Source organism: Neobacillus sp. Soil_C_43 (assembly GCF_057656715.1).
This window is the reverse complement of sequence record NZ_JBDGJV010000004.1, coordinates 218,665-243,083: the sequence shown is the minus strand read 5'-3', so window position 1 is coordinate 243,083 and position 24,419 is coordinate 218,665. Positions and strand designations below refer to the sequence as shown.

24 protein-coding genes and 1 other annotated feature are annotated in these 24,419 nt (G+C 39.4%); all 24 genes read right to left on the bottom strand.

Annotated elements, in window-relative coordinates; genetic code table 11:
- Positions 1–264 precede the first annotated feature (264 nt).
- The gene (pyrE, locus tag AC3A54_RS08770; RefSeq protein ID WP_487654162.1) at positions 265–909 is read right to left on the bottom strand and encodes an orotate phosphoribosyltransferase; all 645 of its coding nucleotides are present in this window, start codon (positions 907–909) and stop codon (positions 265–267) included.
- Positions 906–1,622, bottom strand: coding sequence for an orotidine-5'-phosphate decarboxylase (gene pyrF / locus AC3A54_RS08765; RefSeq protein ID WP_487654161.1), 717 nt, complete (start codon positions 1,620–1,622; stop codon positions 906–908). Before pyrF ends, pyrE begins: the two co-directional genes overlap by 4 nt.
- Positions 1,594–2,535, bottom strand: a complete 942-nt coding sequence (locus AC3A54_RS08760; RefSeq protein WP_487654160.1) for a dihydroorotate dehydrogenase — start codon at positions 2,533–2,535, stop codon at positions 1,594–1,596. The genes pyrF and AC3A54_RS08760 overlap by 29 nt, the downstream gene beginning before the upstream one ends.
- A complete protein-coding gene (locus AC3A54_RS08755; RefSeq protein WP_487654159.1) occupies positions 2,532–3,305 on the bottom strand; it encodes a dihydroorotate dehydrogenase electron transfer subunit in 774 nt (257 codons plus the stop codon). The genes AC3A54_RS08760 and AC3A54_RS08755 overlap by 4 nt, the downstream gene beginning before the upstream one ends.
- Positions 3,302–6,511, bottom strand: coding sequence for a carbamoyl-phosphate synthase large subunit (gene carB / locus AC3A54_RS08750; RefSeq protein WP_487654158.1), 3,210 nt, complete (start codon positions 6,509–6,511; stop codon positions 3,302–3,304). Before carB ends, AC3A54_RS08755 begins: the two co-directional genes overlap by 4 nt.
- On the bottom strand, positions 6,504–7,595 hold the full coding sequence (locus AC3A54_RS08745; RefSeq protein ID WP_487654157.1) for a carbamoyl phosphate synthase small subunit: 1,092 nt from the start codon (positions 7,593–7,595) through the stop codon (positions 6,504–6,506). The genes carB and AC3A54_RS08745 overlap by 8 nt, the downstream gene beginning before the upstream one ends.
- Entirely contained in the window at positions 7,592–8,878 is a 1,287-nt protein-coding gene (locus AC3A54_RS08740) for a dihydroorotase (RefSeq protein WP_487654156.1), read from the bottom strand. The genes AC3A54_RS08745 and AC3A54_RS08740 overlap by 4 nt, the downstream gene beginning before the upstream one ends.
- The gene (locus AC3A54_RS08735) at positions 8,838–9,782 is read right to left on the bottom strand and encodes an aspartate carbamoyltransferase catalytic subunit (protein ID WP_487654155.1); all 945 of its coding nucleotides are present in this window, start codon (positions 9,780–9,782) and stop codon (positions 8,838–8,840) included. The genes AC3A54_RS08740 and AC3A54_RS08735 overlap by 41 nt, the downstream gene beginning before the upstream one ends.
- Before the next feature lie 237 nt (positions 9,783–10,019).
- Entirely contained in the window at positions 10,020–11,330 is a 1,311-nt protein-coding gene (locus tag AC3A54_RS08730) for a solute carrier family 23 protein (protein WP_487654154.1), read from the bottom strand.
- A gap of 171 nt (positions 11,331–11,501) precedes the next feature.
- A complete protein-coding gene (gene pyrR, locus AC3A54_RS08725) occupies positions 11,502–12,044 on the bottom strand; it encodes a bifunctional pyr operon transcriptional regulator/uracil phosphoribosyltransferase PyrR (protein WP_335526380.1) in 543 nt (180 codons plus the stop codon).
- Positions 12,045–12,224: 180 nt separating this feature from the next.
- Positions 12,225–13,136, bottom strand: a complete 912-nt coding sequence (locus tag AC3A54_RS08720) for an RluA family pseudouridine synthase (protein ID WP_487654153.1) — start codon at positions 13,134–13,136, stop codon at positions 12,225–12,227.
- Positions 13,108–13,599, bottom strand: a complete 492-nt coding sequence (gene lspA / locus AC3A54_RS08715) for a signal peptidase II (RefSeq protein ID WP_308080239.1) — start codon at positions 13,597–13,599, stop codon at positions 13,108–13,110. Before lspA ends, AC3A54_RS08720 begins: the two co-directional genes overlap by 29 nt.
- A gap of 78 nt (positions 13,600–13,677) precedes the next feature.
- A complete protein-coding gene (locus tag AC3A54_RS08710; RefSeq protein WP_487654152.1) occupies positions 13,678–13,974 on the bottom strand; it encodes a hypothetical protein in 297 nt (98 codons plus the stop codon).
- Between the two features lie 158 nt (positions 13,975–14,132).
- The gene (gene ileS / locus AC3A54_RS08705; protein ID WP_487654151.1) at positions 14,133–16,904 is read right to left on the bottom strand and encodes an isoleucine--tRNA ligase; all 2,772 of its coding nucleotides are present in this window, start codon (positions 16,902–16,904) and stop codon (positions 14,133–14,135) included.
- 75 nt (positions 16,905–16,979) lie between these two features.
- Positions 16,980–17,218: a binding site (T-box leader), on the bottom strand.
- Between the two features lie 48 nt (positions 17,219–17,266).
- A complete protein-coding gene (locus AC3A54_RS08700) occupies positions 17,267–17,782 on the bottom strand; it encodes a DivIVA domain-containing protein (protein WP_308080242.1) in 516 nt (171 codons plus the stop codon).
- A gap of 85 nt (positions 17,783–17,867) precedes the next feature.
- A complete protein-coding gene (locus AC3A54_RS08695) occupies positions 17,868–18,641 on the bottom strand; it encodes a YlmH family RNA-binding protein (RefSeq protein WP_487654150.1) in 774 nt (257 codons plus the stop codon).
- 28 nt (positions 18,642–18,669) lie between these two features.
- On the bottom strand, positions 18,670–18,933 hold the full coding sequence (locus AC3A54_RS08690; protein WP_308080244.1) for a YggT family protein: 264 nt from the start codon (positions 18,931–18,933) through the stop codon (positions 18,670–18,672).
- Positions 18,934–18,938: 5 nt separating this feature from the next.
- The gene (locus AC3A54_RS08685) at positions 18,939–19,394 is read right to left on the bottom strand and encodes a cell division protein SepF (RefSeq protein WP_335544803.1); all 456 of its coding nucleotides are present in this window, start codon (positions 19,392–19,394) and stop codon (positions 18,939–18,941) included.
- A gap of 11 nt (positions 19,395–19,405) precedes the next feature.
- On the bottom strand, positions 19,406–20,083 hold the full coding sequence (locus AC3A54_RS08680) for a YggS family pyridoxal phosphate-dependent enzyme (RefSeq protein ID WP_487654149.1): 678 nt from the start codon (positions 20,081–20,083) through the stop codon (positions 19,406–19,408).
- On the bottom strand, positions 20,080–20,910 hold the full coding sequence (gene pgeF, locus AC3A54_RS08675; RefSeq protein ID WP_335544801.1) for a peptidoglycan editing factor PgeF: 831 nt from the start codon (positions 20,908–20,910) through the stop codon (positions 20,080–20,082). Before pgeF ends, AC3A54_RS08680 begins: the two co-directional genes overlap by 4 nt.
- 69 nt (positions 20,911–20,979) lie before the next feature.
- Positions 20,980–21,249, bottom strand: a complete 270-nt coding sequence (locus AC3A54_RS08670; RefSeq protein ID WP_308080248.1) for a YlmC/YmxH family sporulation protein — start codon at positions 21,247–21,249, stop codon at positions 20,980–20,982.
- A gap of 96 nt (positions 21,250–21,345) precedes the next feature.
- On the bottom strand, positions 21,346–22,125 hold the full coding sequence (sigG, locus tag AC3A54_RS08665; RefSeq protein WP_040204876.1) for an RNA polymerase sporulation sigma factor SigG: 780 nt from the start codon (positions 22,123–22,125) through the stop codon (positions 21,346–21,348).
- A 341-nt stretch (positions 22,126–22,466) separates the two neighbouring features.
- Positions 22,467–23,186 carry an RNA polymerase sporulation sigma factor SigE gene (gene sigE, locus AC3A54_RS08660; protein ID WP_487654148.1) on the bottom strand — a complete coding sequence of 240 codons (720 nt, stop codon included), beginning with the start codon at positions 23,184–23,186 and terminating at the stop codon, positions 22,467–22,469.
- 44 nt (positions 23,187–23,230) lie between these two features.
- On the bottom strand, positions 23,231–24,169 hold the full coding sequence (spoIIGA, locus tag AC3A54_RS08655) for a sigma-E processing peptidase SpoIIGA (RefSeq protein ID WP_335544798.1): 939 nt from the start codon (positions 24,167–24,169) through the stop codon (positions 23,231–23,233).
- Positions 24,170–24,419: the final 250 nt, after the last annotated feature.

Genomic DNA, 24,419 nt, shown 5'->3' with positions numbered 1-24,419 from the left:
TGAGTCCGGTGGAGTACCGAACTCAAGTCTTAAAAGTTGCATAGAAATATTTTGTCTAACTTTATTGGGTCAGATCATTTTCCGGGGCTTTTCTGTACGAATTCCTATCAAAAATTTATCTTAAAAAATTATTTCTACACGATTTTAAGATTTATCTACACACTTTTGAGTTTTATCTACACACTTTTATTATTTATCTACACACATTTAGCTTTTATCTACACAAAAACCAGTTTTATCTACAAATTTCTCTACAGAACCAGGTTAAGCCTCTTGTTTCTCAAACCTCTTGCTCCATGATGAAGGGTCTTTTCTCCAATCTAGGAGGCTGGCTTGGTCGGTTTCGTTAACATAGCCCTTTTCAATTGCAACCTCTATTAACGTAGGAAAATCAGTTAATGATTCACTTTTAATCCCTGCCAGTAAAAAGGCTTCTTTTCCTTTTTCAAGCCCATAGGTAAAGATTGAAACCACCCCAAGCACCTCACAGCCAGCTTCCCGTAATGCTTGAACCGCCGTGATTACGCTGCCTCCTGTGGATATCAAATCCTCAACTACGACTACTTTTTGTCCTGCTTCTACTTTTCCTTCAATTTGATTCCCTTTCCCATGTCCCTTTGGCTTGGAACGAACGTAACACATTGGTAAATCCAAAAGGTCACTGACCCATGCAGCATGAGGAATCCCTGCAGTGGCTGTTCCTGCAATTACTTCTGCATCAGGAAAGTTTTCAAGAATGAGCTTTTTCAACCCTAAGGCGATGTCTTTCCTTACGGATGGGAAGGATAGTGTTAACCGATTATCACAATATATGGGGGACCGTAGTCCAGAGGTCCAAGTGAATGGTGTTTGTGGTTTTAGTGCAACTGCATTGATTTCTAATAGTTTTTCAGCGATATCATGTTTCATAATCTTACTCCCTTCCATTCTTGCATCCAAAGCTCATAACTTGCTAGCGGGTCAACGGCCCTTGTTATAGAACGTCCCACAACAATGGAACTTACCCCTGCAATCTTAGCAAATGTTGGGGTGGCAACTCGTTTTTGATCGCCTACCTCATCTGTTACCATACGAATTCCTGGTGTTACGGTGTAGAAATCTGAGCCTAGCTTTTCACGAATAGCAGCTGCTTCCCAGGCTGAACAAACAACCCCATCGAGTCCCGCTTCTTTCGTTACTGCTGCGTAATGAAGCACTGATTCCTTTAACGTGACAGGAATCAATTGTTCTCTGTTCATTTGTTCCTGAGAGGTACTTGTCAACTGCGTCACGGCAATACAAGCAGGTCGAGTGCGTCCTGCAGCTGTCCCTGCCTCCAACCCTTCTAATGCAGCCTCCATCATTTCCTTGCCTCCCGCCGCATGAACATTGACTAAATCGCATTCCAGTCGGGCAAGGCCTTTCATCGCGCTTTTCACTGTATTTGGGATATCATGAAGCTTTAAATCTAGAAAAATACGATGTCCTTTTTCTTTCAAAAATGCAATCATAGAAGGACCTTCCTGGTAAAACAATTCCATTCCTATTTTTACAAATAACTCTTTCCCACTAAAAGGCTGTAAAAATTGTTCTACCTCTTGCTTGTTTGAAAAATCAAGCGCGATGATAAGCGAGTTGTTCATGCCTCATCCAGCTCCTTCCCGTACATTCACTAATGTGTTCGAAACCTAATTTATCTAAAAGGTCTGGCAGTTCTTTAATAATCGTTGGACAAACAAATGGATCTATGAAATTCGCTGTACCAACAGCTACCGCACTTGCTCCAGCATAAAAGAATTCAATCACATCTTCGGCAGATTGAATCCCACCCATTCCGATAATGGGAATGGATACAGCTTGACTAACCTCGTGAATCATTCGAATCGCTACTGGTTTAATGGCTGGCCCGGATAAACCGCCAGTCCCATTAGCTAAAATCGGTTGGCCTGTTTTTAAATCCAATCTCATCCCAATTAAGGTATTAATCATGGTTAGGCCATCAGCTCCACCTTCCTCAACTGCCTTAGCCATTTCAACAATGTTTGTCACATTTGGAGATAATTTTACATATACAGGAACCTCTGAAATTTCCTTTACCTTTTTGGTTAACTGTTTAGCCACTTCAGGAATCGTCCCAAATGCAATGCCTCCTGTTTTCACATTTGGACACGAGATGTTTAGTTCTAACGCACGTACATTTGGGGCATTTGAAATTTCTTTAGCGACCTTCACATAATCTTCTTCTACAGAGCCTGCCACATTCGCAATAATCGGCACATCATACTGAGAAAGCCAGGGCAGTTCCTCGGACATGACTTTTTCTAAACCCGGATTTTGAAGCCCGATTGCATTTAGCATCCCAGCAGAGGTTTCAGCCACTCTAGGAGTAGGATTCCCAAATCTAGGTTCAGTTGTAGTCGCTTTAATCATGATAGCCCCAAGTTCACTCAAATCGTAGAATTGACTGTAGTCCCTGCCAAATCCAAAGCAGCCGGATGCTGGCATTATAGGATTTTTCAAAGTTAAGCCTGGTAATTCTATGTTTAATCGACTCATATGACAACCTCCCCGGCACGAAATACAGGACCATCGCTGCAAACCTTTTTATACGAAACTCCCTGTGGATCATCCGCCTTTTTGCAAACACACGCAAAGCAGGCGCCAACTCCACAACCCATTCTCTCTTCTAATGATAGAAATAGTTTTTTATCTTGATAACTTTGTTGAATAGCCCTTAGCATAGGGGTCGGTCCGCAGGTAAAGATAGAGTCAAAGGTTAGTTCTTTTATCACATCAGTGACAAATCCTTTCCTTCCATACGTACCGTCAACTGTTGCCACAAATGTTTCTCCATTTTTCATAAATTCATTTTCGTAAAAAACAGCAGATTCTGTTTGGAAGCCGAGGATATGAATGACATTTACTCCTTTAGCCTTCAATTGGTTGGACAGCTGATATAGAGGCGGGACACCAATCCCGCCACCAACTAATAGTGCTGTTTCTCCTGCATTTACTTCATCAACCGGGAAACCATTTCCTAACGGTCCCAGAATATCAAGGTCCGTCCCTGGTTTCATTTTCGCAAGTAGTGAAGTCCCTTTTCCTTCTTTCCGATAAATCATAGTCAATTGTTTGCTTTTTTTATCATAGGAAGAAATGCTGATTGGTCTCCGTAAAGATGGGTCCCAGCTGTTTGAGACCCGAATATGGACAAATTGACCAGGTTCGGTTATTTCATTAACCAATTCTGCTTCGACAACAAGCTCATAAATATCTTGGGCAATTTCATCTTGGCTGACGATTTTGCATAATTCTTTTCTAATCATGCAAAAACGGCCTCCTTTTTCTCCTCTACAGCCATTGCTTCTGCTGAAAAATTCATTGATTCAATTACCTTTAAGATTGCATCCGCTGTATCTAGTGAGGTTAAGCAAGGAACTCCATTCTCAACTGCTTCACGGCGAATTCTGAATCCATCTCGTTCCGGCTGCTTCCCTTTTGTCAGTGTGTTGATAATGAATTGGGCTTCCCCATGATGGATGACATCTAATAGTGTTTTTCCTTCTGAACCAATTTTTCCCACCACTTTCACCTGTAATCCTGCTGACTCTAAAACGGTAGCCGTACCGCTTGTTGCCATTAAACGATAACCGTTTGAAGCAAAACGCTTGGCAAGCTTTAATGCTTCTTGTTTATCTTTATCAGCGACAGTAAACAATACAGTGCCGAACTTTTGAATGTTCATGCCTGAAGCAATCAATCCCTTGTATAGAGCTTTTTCGAGCGTCATGTCCTTACCCATTACCTCACCTGTTGATTTCATTTCCGGTCCTAAGGTGATGTCCACGCTTTTCAGCTTGGCAAATGAGAAAACCGGAACCTTTACATACACACCTGTTTTTTCTGGAACAAGTCCGGGAGTATAGCCTTGATCTGTCAATGAAACTCCTAAAATAGCTTTTGTTGCAATCTTTGCCATTGGAACTTGGGTGATTTTACTTAAAAATGGTACCGTACGACTGGATCGCGGGTTGACTTCGAGTACATAGACTTGACCTTGTGACAATACATATTGAATATTTAACAATCCCACGATGTTTAAGCCTTTTGCCATTTTTACTGTGTATTCAACAAGTGTTTTCTTCACATCTTCAGATAGTGTTTGAGGAGGATACACTGCAATCGAGTCACCAGAATGGACCCCGGCTCGCTCGATATGTTCCATGATTCCAGGTATTAATACATTTTCCCCATCACAGATGGCATCCACTTCAATTTCTTTTCCGGTTAAATAGCGGTCAATCAAGACTGGATGTTCTGGATTTACCTTTACTGCGTTTTTCATGTAATGAAGCAATTCTTTTTCATGATAGACTATTTCCATAGCTCTACCGCCTAGAACATAGGATGGTCGGACTAGAACGGGATACCCGATATCGGTTGCAATCACTAGTGCATCTTCCACTGATAATGCTGTTTTCCCTAAAGGCTGTGGAATATTTAGCTGTTCAAGTGCTTGTTCAAATTTATCTCTATTTTCTGCACGATCTAAATCCTCAAGGCTTGTTCCGAGAATTTTCACACCGTTTTCAGTAAGCTTAGCTGCCAGATTAATGGCTGTTTGACCGCCAAATTGAACCACAACTCCAATAGGTTTTTCTAACTCAATAATGCTCATGACATCTTCAATCGTAAGCGGTTCGAAGTAGAGCTTATCCGATATACTAAAATCTGTGGATACCGTTTCAGGGTTGTTATTAATGATGATCGCTTCATATCCGGCTTCTTTAATGGCCTTAACAGAATGAACCGTTGCATAGTCAAACTCTATCCCTTGACCAATTCGTATGGGTCCAGAACCGAGAACAATCACACTTTTTCTATCTGTAACCACCGACTCGTTTTCCTCTTCGTATGTTCCATAGTAATAAGGAGTTTCCGATTCAAATTCTGCAGCACAGGTATCGACCATTTTGTATACAGGGACTAGACCGAAGTTCTTCCTGAGTGTATTTATATCCTTTTCAGTCAAATTCCATAACTCAGCTATTTTTTTATCCGTAAAGCCTTTTTGCTTTGCTTCGATTAGGATTTCTTGATCTAGTGGATTCGTTGCAAGCTGTCTTTCTAGTTCAATGATCCCTTCCATTTTCTTTAGGAAAAATAAATCTATTTTACTCCATTGATGGATAGTTTCAATGGTAATTCCACGTTTTAGCCCTTCTGCGATGTAAAAAAGCCGTTCATCGCCTGCTTTACGTATCCGTTTCTCGAGTAAATCATTATCAATTTCCTCTGCACCGTTTAATTCGAAATGGTACACGCCTGCCTCAAGTGAGCGAATGGCTTTTAACAGGGATTCCTCAAACGTACGGCCTATTGCCATAATCTCTCCTGTTGCTTTCATTTGGGTTCCCAATGAGCGATTACCTGATTCAAATTTATCAAACGGCCACCTTGGTATTTTCGTCACGATATAATCAAGTGCCGGTTCAAAGCTGGCGTAGGTTTTACCCGTAACAGGGTTCAACATTTCATCGAGTGTTAAGCCAACTGCAATTTTTGCAGCAAGCTTTGCAATCGGATAGCCAGTAGCTTTTGAGGCTAGTGCCGAAGAACGGCTAACACGTGGATTTACTTCGATAATATAATAGTTAAAGCTATCTGGATCCAAAGCAAGCTGAACGTTACAGCCCCCTTCAATCCCTAGCTTTCGAATGATTTTTAGAGAAACATTTCGCAACAGCTGATATTCTCGATCACTTAGCGTCTGACTTGGGGCTACAACAATGGAATCACCGGTATGTACTCCAACCGGGTCAATATTTTCCATGTTACAAACGACAATTGCATTGTCATTTCCATCGCGCATGACTTCGTATTCAATTTCCTTAAAGCCAGCGATACTTTTTTCTAGCAGGCATTGATTAACAGGACTGTGCTTTAATCCACTTGAGACAATTTCCTCTAATTCTTCAGGATTATGACAGATTCCGCCTCCCGTTCCTCCAAGGGTATACGCCGGACGAACAATGACAGGGAAGCCAATCTCTTCCACAAAAGCCTTTGCTTCGGCTAATTCATGAATAATTTCACTATCTGGTACCGGCTCACTTAATTCATTCATTAAGCTACGGAAAAGATCTCTGTCTTCTGCCTGTTTAATGGCTGAAAGTTTGGTTCCTAGAATTTCAACTTCGCATTCAGCTAGAACACCCGATGTTGCCAATTCGACGGCAAGATTAAGACCTGTTTGCCCCCCAAGTGTTGCTAAAAGGGCATCCGGACGTTCTTTACGAATGATTCGGCTGACAAATTCTACTGTCAGTGGTTCAATATAAACCGCATCTGCAATTTCTGCATCCGTCATAATTGTTGCAGGATTAGAGTTTACAAGAATGACACGATAACCTTCTTCTTTTAACGCAATACATGCCTGAGTACCGGCATAATCGAATTCGGCAGCCTGACCAATGACGATTGGTCCTGAACCAATTACTAGAATGGAGTGTATATCTTTACGTTTAGGCATTTGCTGTTACCTCCTGTTTGTTCTCTTCCATCATTGCAAGAAACTGATCAAATAAGCCGTTGGCATCTTCAGGCCCTGGTGATGCCTCGGGATGGTACTGGACAGTAAAAGCCGGGTAATCTAAATGTTTTAGTCCTTCTACCGTTCCATCATTAATCGCTATATGGGTGATTGCTAGTCTTGTGTCTTTAATCGAACCTTCTTCAACCGTATATCCATGATTTTGTGACGTAATCGCAATTTTTCCAGTAGATAAATCTTTCACAGGGTGATTTGAACCTCGATGACCAAACTTCATTTTTTCGGTATTGGCTCCGCACGCTAGAGCAAATAGTTGATGACCTAGACAAATTCCAAAAAGAGGAACCTTACCTAAAACCCCTTTTAACATATCAATAGCTTCAGGAACATCCTTCGGATCCCCAGGTCCATTGGACAGCATAATTCCATCTGGGCGTAATTGAAGAATTTCGTCAGCAGTTGTATGATAAGGAACTACAACCACGTCACAGTCACGCTGGGTTAGCTCTCGTAATATTCCATGCTTCATTCCAAAGTCTACAAGGACTACTCTTTTCCCACGTGCTGGACTCGGATAAGCATTTTTAGTTGATACCTGCTTAACTTGGTTAATTGGAAGTACGGTGCCTCGTAATTTTTTTAATACTTCCTCTGGATTTTTTTCTATACTACAGATGACACCTTTCAAGGTTCCATATTGACGGATTATTCTTGTTAACTTCCTTGTATCAATCCCTGCAATCCCCGGGATTTTTTTCATTTCAAAATACTCAGCTAAGGTAAATTCACTTCTCCAATTGGAAGGAAAATCAGCAGATTCTTTAACAATGAAGCCCTTCACAGCTGGGTTGATTGATTCGAAGTCGTCCCGATTAATCCCATAATTGCCTATAAGCGGATAGGTAAGGGTAACAATTTGTCCGCAGTAGGATGGGTCCGAAAGAATTTCTTGATAGCCAGTCATACCTGTATTAAATACCACTTCCCCAATGGTTTCCGTATCACTGCCAAACCCTTTTCCAATAAATATCGTTCCGTCTTCTAATATCAGCTGCTTTTTCATGCTAGTACACATCCTTTTTCCCAAGCTATTTGGCCTCCAGCGATTGTCATCTCCGGCCATCCCTTACATTTCCAGCCACCAAATGGCGTATTTTTACCCTTTGATAAAAATTCTTTAGGGTTAATCACTTGTTCCTCATCTAAGTTGATTAAGACTAGATCCCCAGGTGATCCAACTTCTATTTTTCCATATGGAAGACCAAATGCTTCCGCAGGCTTTATTGTTAAGAATTCAATCAGTTGCTCAAGTGAAATGATCTTCTTTAACACCAGGTTTGTATAAAGAAGGGGAAACGCCGTTTCTAATCCAACAATACCGAATGGTGCTAACATCATTCCCTCACTTTTTTCCTCCGATGTATGCGGCGCATGATCGGTTGCTATAAAATCAATTGTTCCATCAAGCAGTCCTTCAATTAAAGCCTTCCTGTCTGAGTTGTCCCGAAGCGGCGGGTTCATTTTATAATTAGCATCAAGCCCTGGAATATCATCTTGTGATAATAATAGGTGATGCGGTGTTACTTCCGCAGTGACTTTAATACCTGCTCGTTTTGCATCTCTTACCACACGCACAGATTCTTTTGTACTGATATGACAGACATGATAATGGCAGCCACTGGCTTCCGCTAATAAGACATCCCGGGCAATCTGTACAGACTCGCACACAGAAGGAATACCGTTTAAACCGTGTTTTTCTGAAAATGATCCTTCATGGACAGAACCTTTGTTAATCAGTGTATCCTCTTCACAATGGGCGACAATCGCCATATTTACCTCACGAGCTTTTTTCATGGCGGCAAGCATCTTTTCTGCTGACTGAACACCTACTCCATCATCTGTAAAGGCGAAAGCACCTGCCTTTTTTAGTGCTTCAAAATCCGTAAGTTCCTGGCCAAGTTGTCTTGTTGTAATTGATGCATATGGCAACACTCTTACCTTAGCAGTCTCTTGAATTCGGCCTTGGAGCCATTCCAGCTGTTCTTTGGTGTCAGGCACCGGTCTCGTATTAGGCATGGCAGCAATGGTAGTAAAACCACCTTTCGCTGCAGCGAGCGTACCAGTTGCAATTGTTTCCTTTTTTTCGCCGCCAGGCTCACGAAGATGAACATGTAAGTCAACAAACCCTGGTGACACTAGCTTCCCTGCTGCATCTACTTTTCTATCCACCATAGCATCAATGTTTGAATCAATTTTTGTAATTATTCCGTTCTCTATCAATATATCTGCTTGTTTTTTCTCTCCATTAAATGCTATGAAGCATGCGTTTTGAATAAGTAGTTTCATATCTGTTTCCTCCTTCAAGACTCTCAATTGCCCTTTTGATAACCGCCATTCGGATATATACTCCATTTTCCATTTGTTTAAAAATTCTTGAACGCTTGCATTCTACAAGACTATCAGCTATTTCTACATTCCTATTAACAGGTGCAGGGTGCATGATGATACTTTGGGAGTTCATCATCTTTTCCCTTTCTAAGGTAAGGCCATATTGTTGATGGTACTTGTTTGCAGTATAGCTGCTTTTTTGTTGATGCCGCTCATGTTGAACCCGCAGTAGCATAACAACATCTGCTTCTTTTATTGCTTGGTCCACTGGTCTATATCTGGATATATCCACACTACGGTAATCAAACCATTCCTCCGGTCCAGAAAACATCACCTCTGCTCCAAGCCTTGTCAGTACCTCGGCATTGGACCTGGCCACTCTGCTATGACGGATGTCTCCTATAATGGCAATTTTTAATCCCTTAAATCGGCCAAACTCTTGCTGAATAGTCATCAAATCGAGAAGTGACTGTGTAGGATGATGACCGCATCCGTCACCACCGTTGATGATAGGAATGTTAACTTTTCCTACCAGTTCATCAAAGTACCGATCTTGATCATGACGGATGACAATCGTATTTACGCCGATCGCCTCTAATGTCTTCACTGTATCGTAAAGTGTCTCCCCTTTTTGAACGCTGGAGGTCAGTACTTCAAACGGGATTACCTCTAAACCCAACCTTCTTTCAGCTACCTCAAAACTGCTTTTTGTCCGTGTGCTTGCTTCAAAAAATAAGTTGGCAGTAAACATTTGCTCTTTAGGTTGCCACTTCATTCCGGCTTTAAAATTATGAGCATCTGTTAAGATTTGATTAATCTCCTCCACCTTTAATTCATTAGTGGTTAACAAGTGATTTAACATTCAAGATCCCGCCTCTCATTTTTAATAAAGGCTCTGTTAAACTTGCCTGTTGATTTCCGCTCCAATCAACAGGGTGTAAAAATCAACACTGTTCTTTAACACAGCCTTAAAAAAACACCCTAATCTTATAATTAGGGTGTAGTAACGTACATACTTAGTAACCAAGGTAAATCAGCTTGGTTTTTAAGTTATACACCCTTATAAGCCTCTCAGGACTTCCTTTAAAAGGTTGTTTATTTATGCAGTTTTCTTGTTCTTTACAGATTCTGTTTCTTCAAACATATTTTCTTCTACTGGTTGTTTTCCTGGGAGAATGAGGTTTAGCAACACACCAATGATTGCCGCTAAAGCCATCCCTTGAATTTGAATATTAAAAGGAAGTTTGACTATTGCTCCTCCAATGCCTAAAACCAGTATGACGGAGGAAATCACTAGGTTACGTTTATCACCAAAATCAATTTTACTGTCTACTAACATCCTTAGTCCTGAAGAAGCGATAATTCCAAACAGTAGGATGGATACGCCTCCCATAACTGGAGTTGGGATTGTACTTATTAATGCAGTCACTTTTCCAATAAATCCGAAGATGATGGCCAGCACTGCTGCTCCGGCAATAACATACACACTGTAAACCCGCGTTATTGCAAGAACACCAATGTTTTCACCATAGGTTGTCTTTGGAGGTCCACCAATTAGAGCTGAGATGATCGTCGCAGTTCCATCGCCCAGAATGGAGCGATGAAGACCTGGTTCCTTAATGTAGTCATGTCCAACCACCTTACTTAGTACAAGCTGATGACCAATATGTTCTGACAAAGTAACAACCGCTACAGGTACCATCAGTGCTACTAAATCCCAAGTGAATTTCACCTTATAACTTACAAATGGAATAATAAAATCTGGCTTCTCAAACCAATGTGCTTTCAAAACTGGTGAAAAATCCACAATCCCTATTATTAAAGCGTATATATATCCCACAATAATACCTGCTAATATCGGAATCATACTAAACATTTTTTTTGCGTATATCGAAAAGATAATCGTTGCAGCTAAGGTAACAAGTGCTGCAGAGAAATGAACCATGCTGTACTTTCCTGTAGGGTTATTCATTGCCATTCCAACAGCTGTTCCTGAGAGTGCTAATCCAATTACGATAATTACTGGACCAACCACGATTGGCGGAAGTAAATTCATAATCCAGCGGTGCCCCGCCTTACTAATAACCAAGGCAACAATTCCATAAACTAGGCCTGCTAGAAATGTACCCACCATCGCTGCTCCTGGACCACCAGCAGCTTTTGCTGCAATCACTGGTGCGATAAAGGCAAATGAAGATCCCAGGTAAGCTGGGACTTGCATTTTTGTGATAAGTAGAAAAGCTAATGTCCCAAGTCCACTTGAGATTAATGCTATCGCTGGGCTTAAACCTACAAGGTAGGGTACTAAAATGGTTGCCCCAAACATGGCGAATAAGTGCTGTAGGCTTAATGTAAGCCATTGTGTAGGTTTTGGAATATCTTTTACGTCTAGGATTGGTTTGTTGTTCATTTTTTTCTCCCCTATTTTTATATCGATTATGTTTATTGTCTACCTTTTGGCATAAAAAAACCCTCTTTGCCACTGCGGGTACAAAGAGGGTATGGATATGCCGAAATAAAATGGTTACCGGCATTTTCCCCTTTGTCAGCCTCACAGGACTGCCTTTAAAAAGGGTGCTATTTATTTGTCAAAAATGCTTACTTGATCTATCTTATCTACTTCTGCTAATTCAACTACAATCTTTTCCTCGCTTGATGTTGGAACATTCTTCCCAACATAATCTGCTCGAATGGGAAGTTCACGATGTCCCCTATCTACTAACACCGCAAGCTGGATGGCAGCAGGACGTCCAATGTCCATCAAAGCATCTAGACCCGCTCTTACGGTTCTGCCTGTATATAAAACATCATCTACAAGTATGACTTTCTTATCACTAATATTAACCGGTATATCAGAGCCTTTAACAAGTGGTTCTTGATTTTCGGTTTTCTTCGATAAATCATCTCGATAAAGGGTGATATCGATCTCACCAACTGGAATCGGATTGCCTTCGATTTCTTCAATTCTTGAAGCAAGTCTTTTTGCTAAGTAAATGCCTCTTGTACGAATTCCTACAAGGATACATTCTTCGATACCTTTGTTTTTTTCAATAATTTGGTGTGCAATCCGTGTAAGTGCTCTCCCTATTGCTTGTTCATCAAGAACGATTGCTTTTTGATTCATGTGACACCTTCTTTTATTAAAATAAAAAACCTCTCACCGGTTTTGGCGAGAGGTTGACGATTGCTTTCTTAGATATAGGTATAGTAAGCCTACATCATTAACCGTTCCTTCTCAGCCTCACGGGACCGAATTAAAGGGCTTATTTAACTATAGTCATCTTACTTGATTTTCATACTAGCGTCAATGTTTATTTCGTAAATTTACAAGAAGTTGCTCAAAATCTTCAGGAAGTGGGGCTTCAAATTCTAAATACTCGTTTGTTCTAGGATGTGTAAATCCAAGAATGCCAGCATGAAGAGCTTGTCCGTCAATATCAAGCGTTTTTTTCGGTCCATATTTTGGATCACCTGCAAGTGGATAACCAATATATTTCATATGAACACGAATTTGATGAGTTCTACCTGTTTCTAATTGACATTCCACAAAGGTAAAGTCCTTAAACCGTTCAATAACATGAAAATGTGTAACTGCATGCTTTCCTTTATCAACAACCGTCATACTTTGGCGCTCTTTAGGATCTCTGCCTAGCGGGGCATCAATGGTACCAAAGTCGTGCGGAATCACACCATGTACAATCGCTTTATATTTACGAGTAACCGTCTTTTCAACCAGCTGATTGACAAGACTTTCATGGGCCATATCATTTTTAGCAACCATTAAAAGACCTGTGGTATCTTTATCGATTCGATGAACAATTCCAGGTCTTAGGACACCATTAATCCCTGACAAGTCCTTACAGTGAAACATTAAGCCATTTACTAATGTTCCTGCCACGTGTCCAGGCGCGGGATGAACTACCATCCCTCTTGGCTTATTTACAACTAATACATCACTATCTTCGAAATAAATATCTAAACCTAAATCCTCAGGCAGGACATCCAACTCTTCTGGGTCAGGAATAGTAATTTCAATCCTATCGTTAAGACTACATTTATAATTAGTTTTAATGGTTTGCCCATTTACGAGGACATTCCCATCTTTAATCCATATCTGAACTTGCGATCTTGACCATTCTTCATTGAGGCTTGAAATAACCTTGTCTATTCGGTCACCTTTTTGCTCCTCAAGTATGGTGTGTTCCATTTTCTCCATGTAATTTCTCCTTTGATTCTCTCTCTTCACGCAGCATCTGAATCATTAATACAACAACACCTACGACTAAAGCAGAGTCAGCAATATTAAACACTGGAAAATTGTAGGTAAAGATATAGGTGTGAATAAAGTCCACCACTTCTTTGCGAACAACCCGGTCAATGAAATTTCCGATTGCTCCGCCTAACATTAAGGCTAAGGATACACCTAATAACCATTTTCCTTTTGCTGCTTTCTGCATGTAATACATGATCGCGACAATGACAATAATTGTAATAACATAAAATAACCACATTTGCCCCTGTAAAATTCCCCAAGCAGCACCACGATTACGGTGTGAAGTAATATACAAAATATTATCAATGATAGGAATACTGTCACCTAAGTTCATTTTGCTTACTATTAACCATTTTGTAATTTGATCTAATAAAATAACAAAAAGTGCGATTAAGTAATAAAACACTAAGAAATACCCCCAAGCCTAAACTGACTTACTTCTTAAGCATTTTAGCATACTTTTTCGCGAAACGACAATGTAACATCATAAAAAAGAGGTTGAAATTGATTTTTTATAATACGTTTGCAAATATTGTGAATCCTCCAGCGACTTAAGTGTAGGTATCATGGATAATAAATCATCAGGGATTAGTTCACCTGAAATTTCACAATGACCAAAATTTCCAGCTTCAAATTTGTGAATTGCTGTGTTAATGTCAGCTAGTTCTTCTTCTAGAATGGATGTTAACCACTCCTGCCGCTTCTTGTTCCTTAGTGAATATTCGATTTCTTTTCTTGTTTGACGGAGTTCTAAAAACAGCTTTTCCTGCGTGGCATTCATAGTTGTTACCTCCGTGAATCATTTGTTTTATTATTTCCTTTAACCTACAAATGACCCCGGAAAACATTTGACAACGGCAACAACAATTAACGAAAAAGGGAAAATTTAAATAATAGTAAAAAGCCCCCTGCATTTCTGCATGGGGCATTCATTTTTTATTAAGCTAAGTGTGTATAGTTTTCTTTTACTACTTCTGCACATCGTGGGCAAAGGGTTTTGTGCTCTGGATCCTGACCTACTTCAGGTGTTACAATCCAGCATCGCTCACATGTTTCTCCCTCAGCTTTTGTTACAACAATAGCTGCGCCTTCAAGCTTAAGGGCATTTTCAGGGGCTTCCTCATAGGTTCCAGCCACTTCAAAACCAGAAACAATAAACAATTGCTTCATGTTTTCTTCAATCGAATCTAACAGAGCCTTTGATTTATCATTAACATATAAGGTGATTTTTGCTGTTAATGACTTACCAATTACTTTTTGATTTCTAGCTTCTTCTAGTGCTTTTAAGACATCATCACGAAGCTTCATAAATGTCGTCCATTTTTCCTCTAAAGCTTTCGCACCTGCAAGTTCCTTATACTCTGGAAGATCGGTCAATTGAACACTTTCTTCTTCGACGGCAGGGATGAATTTCCACACTTCATCGGCTGTATGAGAGAGAATAGGTGAAACTAATTTTGTTAGTGCAAGCAGTGACTCGTATAATACCGTTTGAATGGCTCTGCGTTCATGATTATCTGCCGCTTCAATATAAAGGACATCCTTTGCAAAGTCTAGGTAGAATGCACTTAAGTCTAAAGTACAGAAATTATTTACAGCATGATAAATGCCTGCAAACTCATAGTTTTCATAAGCTTGGCGAACATATTTAATTAGCTTATTTAATTTAACAAGCATAAATTGGTCAACTTCACGCAGGTTTTCGTAGGCAACCGCATCTGTTGATGGATTAAAGTCGGCTAAGTTTCCAAGTAAGAAACGGAAGGTATTACGGATTTTACGATATACCTCAGCAACCTGCTTAAGAATTGCATCGGAAACACGAACATCTGCCTGATAATCAACAGAGGCAACCCATAGTCGTAAAATATCTGCTCCTAACTGATTCATAACCTTCGCAGGTATAACCACATTACCTATTGATTTACTCATTTTTCTACCTTCACCATCAAGCGCGAAACCATGGCTCAAGACTCCTTTATATGGAGCTTTGCCAGATACAGCAACTGCAGTGGATAGGGATGAGTTAAACCAGCCACGGTATTGGTCAGATCCTTCTAAATAAAGGTCTGCTGGGCGGACTAAATCTTCTCTTTCTAGAAGAACCGCTTGATGGGAAGAACCAGAATCAAACCAAACATCCATAATATCAGTTTCTTTAGTAAAAATTCCATTTGGGCTTCCTGGGTGAGTAAAGCCTTCCGGAAGTAATTCCTTAGCTTCTTTTTCGAACCAAATATTAGATCCATGTGCACGGAATAATTCAGATACATGGTTAATCGTTTCGTCAGTAATAATCTCTTCACCATTTTCTGCATAGAAAACTGGAATTGGTACACCCCAAACGCGCTGACGAGAAATACACCAGTCACCACGGTCACGAACCATATTAAACAGTCGTGTCTCGCCCCAAGCAGGAACCCATTTGGTTTCCTTAACTGCTTCTAACAAATCTTCACGGAAGTCTTTAATAGAAGCGAACCATTGGGCAGTAGCACGGAAAATTACTGGCTTCTTTGTTCTCCAATCATGTGGATACGAGTGAGTGATAAATGATAATTTCAACAGTGCACCTGCTTCTTCTAAAGCCTGTGCAATCGGCTTATTAGCAGTATCATAAAATAAGCCTTCGAAACCTGGTGCCTCACTTGTCATCACACCTTTGTCATCTACAGGACAAAGAACATCTAATCCATATTTCTGACCAACATAAAAGTCATCTTCCCCATGTCCAGGAGCGGTATGAACACAGCCAGTACCTGCATCAGTGGTTACGTGTTCACCCAACATCACTAACGAATCACGGTCATATAATGGGTGTGCTGCGACAATATATTCTAATTCAGCACCCTTCACTTTTTGAACAACTGTAGTATCGTCCCAGCCGATTTCTTTTGTTACTGCTTCTAAAAGTGCTTCAGCAACGAGGTACTTACTTCCATTTGCAGATACAATCACATAAGTTAGGTCAGGATGTACAGAAATCCCAAGATTCGCTGGAATCGTCCATGGTGTTGTGGTCCAAATGATGATTTGCGTATCAGTGTCAAGTACACCCTTGCCGTCCTTTACCTTAAAACCAACATAAATGGAAGCTGAACGTTTGTCTTGATATTCAATTTCCGCTTCAGCTAAGGCTGATTCACTAGATGGTGACCAATAAACTGGCTTTTTTCCCTTGTAAATATAGCCTTTTTTCGCCATATCACCAAATACTTTAATTTGTTGTGCTTCGTATTCAGGTTTTAAAGTAATATATGGATTTTCCCAATCACCACGAACACCAAGACGCTTAAATTGTGTACGCTGATTATCAACCTGCTCAAGTGCATATTTGGTACATAGCTGACGAAATTCTGCTACCGTCATTTCCTTCCGCTTTACACCTTTATTTGTTAATGCCTGCTCAATTGGGAGGCCATGTGTATCCCAACCAGGTACGTAAGGAGCATGAAATCCGCTCATTGATTTATACCGAACAATCATATCTTTTAGAATTTTATTAAGTGCATGGCCCATATGAATATCGCCGTTAGCATATGGTGGTCCATCATGTAATACAAACATTGGACGGCCGTTTGTCCGTTCCTGCACTTTCTGATAAATTTTCATTTCTTCCCATTTAGCCTGAATCTCAGGCTCTCTTTGGGGAAGATTGCCTCGCATCGGAAACTCAGTTTGCGGCATTAATAACGTATCTTTATATTCCATTTTTTCTTCCTCCTGATATCCTCTTCATATAACAGAATAGCCAATAGACAAATAAAAAAAACCCTCTCATCCCAAAATAGGGACGAGAAGGTTTTTATTCCCGCGGTACCACCCTGATAGATAATACCGATACGTACTATCCTCTTAAGCATTCGTAACGTGAATAACACGCCTGAGCCTACTGCCCAACTAAAGGGGTTCGGTCCGGAACTCAAGGGTGATCTTCCAATTTTTCAGCCTTACCGGGCTTACACCATCCCCGACTCGCTATCTAAGCCAATGAAAAATTGTACTGTCCCTGTCATCGTCATTGCCAATCTATACAACTATCTAAAAATTATATGCTAAAAAATCCGAATCCGTCAAGTTAATGAATCTTCTTCTTGATGTATTTTTAATTCTGTTGCATCTACTTCATACTCTAATAAATGATCCCAATCATCCGTATTCAACATATCAAGCTGTGCCTCAATCAACATTTTAAAACGCGTACGGAAAACCTTTGATTGTTTCTTTAAATCCTCAATTTCAAGCGCAATTTTTCTTGCTTTAGAAAGGGATTCATTGACAATTCGATCCGCATTTTTTTCAGCCTCTTTAATGATTAGCTTTGCTTCTTTTTGAGCATTGCGCTTAACTTCTTCACCCGCTTCTTGGGCAATAACAATAGACTTGTTTAGGGTATCTTCTATGTTCACAAAATGGCCAAGACGGTCTTTCATTTCATTTAAGCGTTCTTCCATTTCCTTTTTCTCTCTTAGAACTAATTCATAATCCTTAATGACCTGATCAAGAAATTCATTTACTTCATCTTCGTCATATCCGCGAAACCCTTTATTAAACTCTTTATTATGAATATCTAACGGCGTTAACGGCATTGATGCCACCTCCATACAATCTGTACATCTATATGTATTAGCAAATATTCGACATGTTTTTCAAAATTCCTGCTTTAAAATTGAATTATTTTTGCTTTCCGACAATCATTCGCCATTTATCCTTTTTGGTCTTTCCTTCAATCCTGATAATTTTCGACCTACCATATCCACGGACTGAAATCATATCACCTTCTTCACATTCAAAAGAAGGATTTTCAGTAAGTGTCCAATTCACCTTTACAAGCCCTTGTTGTGTAAAGGTTTGCGATTTTTGTCTTGATAGATGATAAATACCAGAAATAACCGTATCCAGTCTCAAAGAAGATACAGTTAGATCATTTTCTTCCCATAACTTATCCGCTGAAATCTGATTGTCGATAGCTGTTTCAACTAATCTTACTCCAGCCTTGCCAATAGATTCAATATTAGATTGAATATACGTACTTATTTCCTTCGCAGCAAAAAATTGAACCTGGCCATCCTTCATGAGAATGTCTCCAAATTTCCCCCGCTTAAGTCCTAAAGACATAAGTGTCCCCAAGACCTGCCTGTGTTCAAGGGTGACAAACTTGGTTGGATAATGGACCTCAAAAAGGGTTATTTGAAAATCCTCTTCAATAACGGTCAAGTAATCTGGGTAGATGAATGCTCTTTTCCGCTCACCTTCAAGACTTCCACCAAAAAGCTGAACCTTCACATCATTATTTTCACCAATTAAAAGCTTAAGAATATGTTGTTCCCTCGGGTCAAGGAAATCGGTCAGCTTAGGGGAGTACTGTGATTCGACCTGGTCTTTCCAATGTAATACTTGGTCAATAAAGTCCCGTTCTTCTGGTCGAAAATGTTGATAAATGTTCATTTATTAAAACACAACCTAGTATCAAAATTTAAACAAGCCACAGATAAACACTATGTAGCCCCTTGGTAGCAAAGTTTAGAACTAGAAATGCAACGATTGGAGAGATATCCATCATACCAATTGGTGGGATAATTTTCCTAAAGGGTTCAAGATAGGGTTCACAAATTCTCGCTAATATTCGTCCTATACTTGTCTCTCTTGCATTTGGAAACCAAGACATTAAGATGTAAATGATTAATGCCCATGAATAGAGTTGAATTATTTGTTGTAAAAGACCAAAAACTACTGCCATTTACATTACCACCTCGCACTTTGGTTATCTGGGTCCTGTATAAGATCAGAAATATTCCCTGAAACTTCTACATTATCTGGTGTACATAAAAAAATACTCAAGCCAATTTTTTGGATGTCCCCACCAATGGCGTATACAACTCCACTTAGAAAATCAATAATTTGTCGGCCCTGTTCATTATCAATCCGCTGTAAATTGACTACAACAGCACGTCTACTTTTTAAATGGTCAGCAATTTCAGTGGACTCAGAGTATGTACGTGGTTCCAATAAAATTACCTTAGAGCCCTTTGTAGGAGTTACCGTTTTTTGAACACTTTGCAAGCTAACCACGTTTTGGGATTTTACAGGCTGTTGTTGCTTTTGTTTTTTAGGCTCCTCTTTTTCAACATACTCGTCATCGTTATCATCATATCCGTCATCTAAAAAGAAAAATGTTTTAAGTTTTGATTTAATCGTCATTTTTTTCTCTCCTAACCTTCTTCACCGACAAGTGCTGTTCCAATTCTAATCATTGTTGCTCCCTCTTCAATTGCTATCTGAAAATCATTGGACATTCCCATTGATAGCTCTGTACAAGGTGCAGAAGATAAATGTAAAGCTTGTACTTGATCGCGAAGTTCTCTTAGTTTGCGAAAACATTCACGAATAACATGTTCCTCTTTCGTGAATGGTGCCATTGTCATTAGACCTTCGACACTGATATTTTCATATGGACGAAGTGACTCAATAAAAACAATCGCTTCTTCTGAAGTTAGTCCGTGTTTAGACTCTTCCCCAGAAATATTTACCTGAACTAGACATTTTATCTTTTGTTTCGCTCTTTTGTTGATTTCTTCTGCTAGTGATAATCGGTCTAAAGAATGAATATACTCCACTTTATCAATTATGTTTTTTACTTTTCTCTTTTGTAAAGACCCTATAAAATGCCAGCTAGGCTTGTCCTTTATTACTTCCCATTTAGCAAGCAGGGCTTCATCACGGTTTTCACCTAGATGTTTCACACCTGCTTCCAGGGCCTCTTGCGCGCGTTCTATACTTACATATTTAGTTACTGCAATTAATTTCACATCATCAGGATTCCGGTTTCCTTTTATGCATGCCTCATTTATTTGCTGTTTAATTTGAATTAAGTTATCTGCTACTCTCATAAACGATCTGCTGTCTCCTTCCAACCAATAAAGCTTAACATTCTGCCTGTTTTTCCTTGGTCACGGCGGTGAGAGAAAAACTCCTCCTGATTACAACTAGTGCAATACTTCGTAAGAAGAATATTTCTATCCGGAACTCCTGAAGTCAAAAGGATTTGCCTGTTTACTTCACGTAAATCTAAGGAAAACTGCCCTTCTGACACTAAATTATAGGGTAAACTTTCCCTGCCTTCTAGTGTATTTTCTACTAGCTTAATAATTCGTTCATCTACAATATAACATTTTTCACAAATAGATGGGCCTATTGCAACAAAAATCTGTTCAGGCTTGACCCCTTCTTTACCCCAAGCTGTAATCATCTCTTTAGCAATTTGGCCAACTGTCCCTTTCCAACCAGCGTGAGCGGTGCCAATCATCCTCTGTTCAGGAGCAATAAAAAAAAGAGGGACACAGTCAGCAAAGCAAAGAGTTAACAGAATGCCCTCTTCATTTGTATAAAAACCATCCGTGCCTTTAAACGAATGTTCATAGGAATTGGAGCCCTTACCACGGTCAGCTTTAGAAATATTCCTAATAATAATGTCATGTGTTTGTTCTGCACCCACCCAATTGTCTAGAGGAAACTCTAATTGTTCAGCTACTATATGTCTATTTTTGCATACATCGTTAACATCATCACCCACATGAAAGCCAAGGTTGAGCGATTCGAAATAGCTTCCGCTCGTTCCCCCGAGTTTTGTTGTAATCCCCGCTTTCAGTCCAGGAAATTGTTGAATCCAGTTATCAATTGTTAAATAGGATTGATTTTTTAAAACAAAGGGTTCCATTACAATACCTCAAATGTTTTTCTTTAGTTTACCATGAAAAGAAAAATTGGTCACCGCAAAACCATAAGGTCAAACCTCTGTTTCTTCCGCTATCTTCCCTTCTATTCCTTTATATCTAACCAAAATAACGTCCTGACCAATTTTAATAATATTTCTCCATGGAATAACAATATCTTCATCTTTCCCAAAAAAGCCAAGTACCCTTCCACTGCCGGAAATCACAACAGCTTCAATTTTACCGGTCGTTAGATTAATCTCAATATCACCAATATTACCAAGCCTTTTACCATCTGATACATTTACAACATCTTTTATCTGGAATTCGGAAATCTTGAACACATACACCACTCCCAGTTTTATTACTATAAAGAATATATGTGTACATGGAAGATTTTATTTTAAAAAGCAAAAATAAAGCTGCCCCTTAGGACAGCTTTAACTTTGAATATTCTTATTCATTTGTCGAATGGCAGCTTTCTCTAAACGTGAAACCTGCGCTTGGGAGATCCCTATTTCATCAGCAACTTCCATTTGCGTTTTTCCCTGAAAAAAACGCTTTCGTAAAATTAGTTTTTCACGTTCGTTTAAACGGCGCATACCTTCTTTTAAGGCTATTTCTTCAATCCAATGAATATCTTTATTTTTTTCATCGCTTAACTGGTCCATTACATAGATTGGATCGCCGCCATCATTATATATTGGCTCAAACAAGGATACTGGATCTTGAATAGCATCCAAGGCGAATACGATTTCTTCATGTGGTACTTCTAAGACCTTTGCGATTTCTTCAGCAGTTGGTTCACGTGAGGTTTCGCTCATTAATCGTTCCCTAACCTGAAGTGCCTTATAGGCAATGTCTCTTAAGGAACGAGATACACGAATTGGGTTATTATCACGTAAGTACCTTCGTATTTCACCAATAATCATTGGTACGGCATAAGTGGAAAACTTTACATTTTGACCTAAATCAAAGTTATCAATTGATTTCATTAGTCCAATACAGCCAACCTGAAACAAGTCGTCAACAAACTCGCCACGGTTATTAAACCGTTGAATAACACTTAATACGAGCCGTAAGTTTCCGTTAACAAGCTTTTCTCTGGCGCTAATATCGCCCTCTTGCATTTGCTTGAAGAGTATTCTCATTTCTTCGTTCTTTAACACAGGAAGTTTAGATGTATCTACACCGCAAATTTCAACCTTATTTCGAGTCAATCCTTTTCCCTCCTCACAGGAGCTGCTGTACAAAAAACAGTATCTCCTTGAGAAGGAAAAATATGCACATGTCCATGAGCTCGGACATGTGCATATTTGTCGAAAATTGCAATTTAAACAGGAAATTCTAGGGTTTTTTCAACTTAAAAATATTTTATTTTTGTTTAAGAAATAATAAATATGTACTAGTGTGTATAACTGAACTAGTAATCTGAATCCAGCTCCAGCGCCTAGCCCCTCGGGGTCAAATAACCTTCGGCAAGAAAAGTCAAAAGACGGACTTTTCTCGCCGAAGAACATTTGCCTGTCGGGGCTGAACGAGGCGCTTCCGCCTTTTATTCTTAAACCATTTTATTGAATTCTTTTCTCAATCTTTTAATAATTCTCTTTTCCAACCGTGAGATGTAGGATTGTGAAATCCCTAGCATATCTGCAACATCTTTTTGGGTTTTTTCTTCACCGTTCGTTAGGCCAAAACGCAGCTCCATAATTTGCTTTTCCCTATCAGAAAGCTGGTGTAATGCTTTAGTAAGCAATTTTCTATCTACATTCGCTTCTAAATCCTTTGTAATAATGTCTTCATCTGTTCCAAGAACATCAGATAATAATAATTCGTTTCCATCCCAATCAATGTTTAATGGCTCATCAAAGGATACTTCAGATCTGATTTTATTATTTCTACGTAAGTACATGAGTATTTCATTTTCAATACATCTTGAGGCGTATGTAGCAAGTTTAATCTTTTTCTCTGGGTTAAAGGTATTAACCGCTTTAATTAAACCAATCGTTCCGATACTAATTAGGTCTTCGATATTTATACCAGTATTTTCAAATTTTCTTGCGATATAAACAACTAGCCGGAGATTCCTTTCAATTAGCATAGATCTCGCAGCCTTATCTCCACCAGGAAGTTTACTTAATAACATTTCTTCTTCATCTTTACTTAAAGGAGGCGGCAATGCTTCGCTTCCGCCAATATAAAAAACTTCATCCGTTTTTAGGCCCAATTTTATTAAGAGTTTATACCAGTAGTAGGATAAGCGAAGTCTCCATTTTTTCATGCATGTTCCTCCTTCTAAATTATGTTTTTCTGAGTATAGTATTATTAACTTACTTTCACTGATTCCTCGGACTGTTTTACCCCTGTAAGCATTTTTGGGTGAACAATACACTGAAAGGCATCATCTGGAGAGAGCTGCTGTGTGGTAAAAGATACAAGACCCTTCTCACAAGAATATTGCGCACCATTTTGCTCGAATAAAATGGAATCGGGTTTAAGAGCAACAATAAGCTGATGTTCTTGTCCAACTACACTAAAAGGGATAATTCGCATTCGATTTTGCCATTCGGTAGGAAACTCCTCCATACCCATAATAAGTTGTTCAGGATCGAGAGTTATTTTTCTAATTGGTTCAGGAAGGGCTTCTAGCTGATTTTTGATTGATACAAACATAACTGGTAGCTTGGACAGTGGGTCATACAATTGATTTCCACTATCCACTAATCCCTTAAATACTAAGCTGATGTTCTCGATTTTCAACCTTACATTGACTATTTGATCAAATTGAATTTTGGTCATTTCCATACTCTCAACATTCTTCTTTGAGAAATGCCAGGCGATTGGAAAACCTATTAGAACAAAAAGCCAACTTACGGGATCACCAAAACCCTTTACACTCGACATCAGCACCTTCGTAGTTAATTCAGAATCATATTGAATAAAATAATGGGCTCCTGTTAAGGCCCCACCAATTAAAAACGTAGAAACATAAAGAGTCATTAATGCCTTAAGGAAAAATTTCATTCGCTTGTATCCAAATGCTATTAACACCATAAAAACGGAACAAATCAATTTGGAAATTGGATGCCCTGAATAGACATTTAAAGGTGTAAACGACAATAAAATAATCAACGAGCCAATAAATCCTCCAGCAAGTATCCTCCAAAGATGTATTCTTCGTTTCAGAAATATAGCAGTTAAGTAAAGGAGAAGACTGTCAAAGAACAAATTAAGAGCCCAAATAACATCTAAATAAACAGTCAACAAAGCTTCCTCCTTTATCAGCTATCAAAAGGTGAGTAATCTATCTGTTTACGAAAAAGTATAACGTACTTGTATGGCTGAAGTGTGTCACTTTCTGTAATCAAAAAAACAGAAATTTCCACTATTCCCTACGGATTTTGTCATATTTTAATCTTGATTACCTTAATAAAAGGCTTTGTTAAACTTGTCTGTTGATTTCCGCTCCAGGCGCGAGCGGTCCGTGGGCGTTTCGGCGAGCCTCCTCGGCGCT

Excerpts from the sequence above, each read along its gene's own strand:
- pyrE (WP_487654162.1), bottom strand. The coding sequence starts at position 909 with ATGAAACATGATATCGCTGAAAAACTATTAGAAATCAATGCAGTTGCA.
- pyrF (WP_487654161.1), bottom strand. The coding sequence starts at position 1,622 with ATGAACAACTCGCTTATCATCGCGCTTGATTTTTCAAACAAGCAAGAG.
- AC3A54_RS08760 (WP_487654160.1), bottom strand. The coding sequence starts at position 2,535 with ATGAGTCGATTAAACATAGAATTACCAGGCTTAACTTTGAAAAATCCT.
- AC3A54_RS08755 (WP_487654159.1), bottom strand. The coding sequence starts at position 3,305 with ATGATTAGAAAAGAATTATGCAAAATCGTCAGCCAAGATGAAATTGCC.
- carB (WP_487654158.1), bottom strand. The coding sequence starts at position 6,511 with ATGCCTAAACGTAAAGATATACACTCCATTCTAGTAATTGGTTCAGGA.
- AC3A54_RS08745 (WP_487654157.1), bottom strand. The coding sequence starts at position 7,595 with ATGAAAAAGCAGCTGATATTAGAAGACGGAACGATATTTATTGGAAAA.
- AC3A54_RS08740 (WP_487654156.1), bottom strand. The coding sequence starts at position 8,878 with ATGAAACTACTTATTCAAAACGCATGCTTCATAGCATTTAATGGAGAG.
- AC3A54_RS08735 (WP_487654155.1), bottom strand. The coding sequence starts at position 9,782 with ATGTTAAATCACTTGTTAACCACTAATGAATTAAAGGTGGAGGAGATT.
- AC3A54_RS08730 (WP_487654154.1), bottom strand. The coding sequence starts at position 11,330 with ATGAACAACAAACCAATCCTAGACGTAAAAGATATTCCAAAACCTACA.
- pyrR (WP_335526380.1), bottom strand. The coding sequence starts at position 12,044 with ATGAATCAAAAAGCAATCGTTCTTGATGAACAAGCAATAGGGAGAGCA.
- AC3A54_RS08720 (WP_487654153.1), bottom strand. The coding sequence starts at position 13,136 with ATGGAGAAAATGGAACACACCATACTTGAGGAGCAAAAAGGTGACCGA.
- AC3A54_RS08710 (WP_487654152.1), bottom strand. The coding sequence starts at position 13,974 with ATGAATGCCACGCAGGAAAAGCTGTTTTTAGAACTCCGTCAAACAAGA.
- ileS (WP_487654151.1), bottom strand. The coding sequence starts at position 16,904 with ATGGAATATAAAGATACGTTATTAATGCCGCAAACTGAGTTTCCGATG.
- AC3A54_RS08700 (WP_308080242.1), bottom strand. The coding sequence starts at position 17,782 with ATGCCGTTAACGCCGTTAGATATTCATAATAAAGAGTTTAATAAAGGG.
- AC3A54_RS08695 (WP_487654150.1), bottom strand. The coding sequence starts at position 18,641 with ATGAACATTTATCAACATTTTCGACCAGAAGAACGGGACTTTATTGAC.
- AC3A54_RS08690 (WP_308080244.1), bottom strand. The coding sequence starts at position 18,933 with ATGGCAGTAGTTTTTGGTCTTTTACAACAAATAATTCAACTCTATTCA.
- AC3A54_RS08685 (WP_335544803.1), bottom strand. The coding sequence starts at position 19,394 with ATGACGATTAAATCAAAACTTAAAACATTTTTCTTTTTAGATGACGGA.
- AC3A54_RS08680 (WP_487654149.1), bottom strand. The coding sequence starts at position 20,083 with ATGAGAGTAGCAGATAACTTAATTCAAATTAAACAGCAAATAAATGAG.
- pgeF (WP_335544801.1), bottom strand. The coding sequence starts at position 20,910 with ATGGAACCCTTTGTTTTAAAAAATCAATCCTATTTAACAATTGATAAC.
- sigE (WP_487654148.1), bottom strand. The coding sequence starts at position 23,186 with ATGAAAAAATGGAGACTTCGCTTATCCTACTACTGGTATAAACTCTTA.